Here is a 4,765-nt window from a genome sequence, read left to right on the forward strand (position 1 = left end):
GAACATCTCCGAGACCGGCACAGACAGTCCCGCGATGACCTGCGGCAGCAGCGCGTCGTCGCGCAGCACGCGTCCGGTCAGCTCGCCGATCGTCGTGCAGCCGATGGCCTGCACCAGCGAATTCACGCGGCGGCGGAACGAGGCGCGCGCGTATTCGCCGAAGTCGTAGCCGTGGCGCAGCTTCAGCGCCCGCATGAACAGGTCGAGCTCGACTTCCTCGACGTCGGGGCGCGCCATCAGCGCTGCAGCCAGACGCGCATCATCGACAGCAGCTTGTCGATGTCGAGCGGTTTCGAGAGATAGTCGCTGGCGCCGGCTTCGAGACAACGGTCGCGGTCGCCGCGCATGGCCTTGGCGGTGATCGCGATGATCGGCAGGCGTGCGAATGGCGGACGCTTGCGGATCTCGCGGATCGTCTCGTAGCCGTCCATGCCGGGCATCATGATGTCCATGAGCACGAGCTGGATCTGCGCATTCTCCTCGAGCTGGCGCAGCGCCTTCATGCCGTCCTGCGCCATCAGTACGTTGAGGCCCTTCGCGCGCAGCGTCTTGGACAACGCAAATATGTTGCGCATGTCGTCGTCGACGACGAGCACGCTGCGTCCGCTGAGGCTGCTGTCGAGCTCGCGCCGCGGCGGATGCGCGCCGGGCTTGCGGATGCTGTGCAGGAACAGGCGCACCTCGTCGAGCAGCCGCTGCGGCGAGCGCGAGCCCTTGATCACGATGCTGTCGGTGTACTGGCGCAGCTTCAGACTCTCGTCGCTGGACAGGTCGCGCGCGGAATGGATGACGACCGGCGGCGTGCCGTCGAGCCGCGCGTATTCGTCGAGAAAGTCGAAGCCCGACATGTCGGGCAGCTGCAGATCGAGGACGAGGCAGTCGAAGTGCCGCTCGCGCAGCGCGTCGAGTCCTTCGCGGCCGCTCGCGGCGTTGTCGACCTGCACCGACGAGGATGCGAGCATGTTCTGCACGATCAGGAACGAGTCCATGTCGTCGTCGACGACGAGCACGTGGCGCAGCCGGCCCTGGTCGTTCGCGAGCAGGCGGTCGAACGCGTCGGCCAGCGCTTCGCGCGGCGCGGGCTTGGTCAGGAAGCCCACGGCGCCGAGCTCGCGCCCGCGGGCGGACTCGTCCACGCCCGAGACGAAATGCACCGGAATCTGCTGCGTCGCCGGATTCGCGCGCAGCCGGCGCATCACGGCCCAGCCGTCCATGCCGGGCAGCAGCACGTCGAGCAGGATGCCGTTGGGCCGGAACTCGGTCGCGAGCGCGAGGCCGCTTTCTCCGTCGCCGGCGGCCAGCGCGCGAAAGCCCTTGGCGCGGATCTGCTCGACGAGCACGCGCGCGAACAGCGGGTCGTCCTCGATCGTCAGGATCACGGTGTCGCCGGTGCGCAGCGCGTCGCGGTCGTCGTCGATCCAGCGCGGCGGGCGCGCCGTCGGAATCGGCACGTCGGCCTGCTTCTCGGCGGCAGGCAGCGACAGCGGCGCGGGCGGCGCCGCGAGCGGCGCGGCGACGGCGGCATCGCCGCTGCGCGGCTGCGTCTCGCGCGGCAGCACGACCGCGAAGCGGCTGCCGCGGCCTTCGGTGCTCTGCGCGACGATCTCGCCGCCGAGCAGCTGCGCGAGGCGGCGCGAGATCGACAGGCCCAGCCCGCTGCCGCCGAACTGGCGCGCCGTGCTCGCATCGACCTGCTCGAACACGCCGAAGATTGCCGCGAGCTTGTGCGCCGGAATGCCGATGCCGCTGTCGGCGACCGCGACGCAGAACAGCTCGCCGGCCGGGCGCTGCAGCGTGCGTGCAAGTTCCTGCGGACATGGCGCGAAGGTCACGTCGACCTGGCCCTCGCGCGTGAACTTGATCGCGTTGCCGACGAGATTGCCGACGATCTGTTCGAGCTTGGCGGCGTCGCTGAGCACCTCGGCCGGCAGCGCCGGATCGACCGACACGGCGAAGTTCAGCTCCTTCTCGCGCGCGAGCGGGCGATAGGTCCGCGCGACGTTGTGCGCGAGCGCGCCGAGCGCGACGGCCTCGACGAGCACGTCCATCTTGCCGGCTTCGATCTTGGACAGGTCGAGGATGTCGTTGATCAGGCGCAGCAGGTTGCTGCCCGCGTCGAAGATCACGCGCGCGGATTCGACCTGGTCCGGCGCGAGGCGGCCGTCGTCGTTGTCGGCAAGGCTGCGCGAGAGGATCAGCATGCTGTTGAGCGGCGTGCGCAGCTCGTGCGACATGTTCGCGAGGAAGTCGGACTTGTACTGGCTCGCGCGCGCGAGTTCCTGCGCCTTCTGCTCGGTATCGCGCTGCAGCGCCTGCAGCACGTCCTTCTGCTCGTTCAGCGTCTCGGTCTTCTGGCGCAGCTCTTCGTTGGACGCCTGCAGTTCCTCGGCCTGGACGCGCAGTTCCTCTTCGGACGCCTGCAGGCGCAGCTGCTGTTCCTCGAGCTGCGCGGTCTTGGCCGACAGGTCGTCGTTGGTACTGCGCAGTTCCTCGCGCTGCACGCGCAGCGCTTCCTCGGACGCCTGCAGCTCCTGCGCCTGGGCCTGGGTGCGCACGAGCAGCTCGCGCGTGGCGGTCGCGCGCACGAGATTGTCGAAGCTCAGCGCCGCGACCGGCAGCAGTTCGTCGAGCAGTTGCTGCTGCTGCGCGGTGAACGGCGCGAACGCGGCGAATTCGACGACGCCGAGCAGCCGGCCCTGCAGCAGCAGCGGCAGCGCCGTGACGCTGACCGGCGCGGCCTCGCCGGTCGCCGAATGGATGCGCACGTAGTCCTCGGGCACCGGCGACAGCACGATGGCGCGGCGCTCGCGCGCGCACTGGCCGGTCAGACCTTCGCCCGGCGCGTAGCGCGTTTCGAGATGACGCCGCTCGCGCAGGCCGTAGCCGCCGATGCGTTCGAGCCGCGCGTGGTCGTCGTCGCAGCGGAAGAACAGGGCGACGCCGGCGCCGAGCCGCGGCGCGAGTTCGGCGCAGAAGCGATCGGCGAATTCGTCCGCGTCCGTGCAGCGCTGCAGTACCGCGGCGATGTCGCCGATCGCGGTCTTGTTGCTGTTCTGCCAGTACGTGTCGATGGCCGCGCGCTTGAACACATCGAGCGCGCGCGCCATTGCGCCGACCTCGTCGCGACGGCGGCGCTGCGGCACGTCGACGTCGTGATCGTGCTCGGACAGTCGCGTCATGAGCCCGGTCAGCGTGCGGATCGGCTCGACGATCAGGCGCCGCGACAGCCACAGCGCGGCGAGTCCGACCGCGATCGCGACCGCGAGCATGCCGAGCACGGTGGTGCGCGTCGTCGTCGCGGCGCGGTCGAGTTCGGTGACGCGCGCGCCGAGTTCGGCGTGCGCGTTCGCGTCGACGTCGCCGAGCGCGCGATCGAGCGGCGCGCCTTCGCGCCCGTCGAGCTCGGCGAAGCGCTGGGCGAGATCATGCAGCGCGGCGAAGCGGCCGTCGCCGCGCGGCACGGCGGCGGCACCGGTCACGATCGGTCCGACGGCGCGCGCGTCCCAGTCGCGGGAACGCTGTTCGGCTTCGAGCGCGTGCGGCGCCAGCGCCGCGTCGCCGCGCGCGCTTGCGGTCAGCGCCGCGAAGGCCTCGTCGCTGCGCTTGCGCGCTAGGGCGAGGCGGGCCGGACCATCGCCGGCGTCGGCCAGCAGTTCATAGACCGCGGTCTCGAGCCGGTGCATCGCGCCGCGCGCGGCCTGCACCGCATCGAGCGTCGCGACTGCGCGCTGCTGCGCGGCATGCGCGCGCGCCTGCGCGCTCAGCACGGCGACGATCACCACGCAGGCGGCGATGAAGGTCAGCAGTACGCCGGCGAACGCGAGGGCGAGCTTGCGCTGGATCGGCAGATCCGCGAGCCACGACGTCGGGTTGGACGATTCTGTCATGACGCCCCCGCAATCCGTTGCCGGCCGGGCCGTCGCGACGGCCGGCGTGTCGGTTGGCTGCATGGTAGCGGAGCGGCGGCGCGGGGGAAGCGGGAAAAGCGTGCTCAGGAGTGAGAAATCAGTGAGGCGAAGCGGGCGGGGAAATAGAGGGGAGTAGGCAGGAACTGGCGTCGCAGCGGCGTGCCCGATGCGTTCCGGATCCGCTTTCTCCAGTCTTGCCTACTACCCTCTGGTTTCTGCGCCTGCCGGGCCGAACAACGAGGGCATAGAAGGCAGGAACCGGCGAAAGCCCAGCCACTCGTTTCTCACTCCTCCACACGCGTTCCCCGCTCGCTTCACCGCGCCAGCACCCGCAGCGCATCGAGCCCGTCCGCTTCCGCCGGCGGCTTGTCGTGCCGCCAGCGCAGGATGCGCGGGAAGCGCACGGCGAAGCCGGACTTGTGCCGCGTCGAGCGGTTCACCGCTTCGAAGCCGAGTTCGAATACCTGCAGCGGCTGCACCGCGCGCACCGGGCCGAAGCGCTCGGTCGTGTGTGCACGTATCCACTTGTCCAGTTCAAGAATCTCCGCGTCGTCGAGTCCGGAATAGGCCTTGGCGACCGGAACCAGCGCGCCGTCGTGCCAGACGCCGAAGGTGTAGTCGGTATACAGCGTGCTGCGCCGGCCGTGGCCGGACTGGGCATAGAGCAGCACCGCGTCGATCGTCAGCGGCGCGATCTTCCATTTCCACCAGTCGCCGCGGCGCCGGCCGACCTGATAGGCCGAATCGAGCCGCTTGAGCATGAGCCCTTCGACGCCGCGCGCGCGCGCGGCGTCGCGTGCCGCCGCGGCCTGTGTCCAGTCCGCGGCGTCGAGCCGCGGCGAAATGCGCAGGCGCGG

At 70.3% G+C, this 4,765-nt stretch carries 1 protein-coding gene and 2 pseudogenes; all 3 read right to left on the reverse strand.

All coding sequences use genetic code 11. From position 1 onward, the window contains the following. Nucleotides 1-237, reverse strand: a pseudogene (locus VLF18_RS22330) (protein-glutamate O-methyltransferase CheR); the annotation flags it as partial. After that, a complete protein-coding gene (locus tag VLF18_RS22335) occupies nucleotides 237-3,887 on the reverse strand; it encodes a response regulator (RefSeq protein ID WP_325281839.1) in 3,651 nt (1,216 codons plus the stop codon). The pseudogene VLF18_RS22330 and the gene VLF18_RS22335, both read right to left, overlap by 1 nt. Nucleotides 3,888-4,222: 335 nt before the next feature. Beyond that, a pseudogene (locus VLF18_RS22340) lies at nucleotides 4,223-4,765 on the reverse strand (ATP-dependent DNA ligase); the annotation flags it as partial.

The organism is Tahibacter sp. (assembly GCF_035481375.1).
Taxonomy (GTDB): Bacteria; Pseudomonadota; Gammaproteobacteria; order Xanthomonadales; family Rhodanobacteraceae; genus Tahibacter.

What these genes read in the sequence shown, in the direction of transcription:
- VLF18_RS22335 (WP_325281839.1), bottom strand. Translation starts at nt 3,887, where the DNA reads ATGACAGAATCGTCCAACCCGACGTCGTGGCTCGCGGATCTGCCGATC.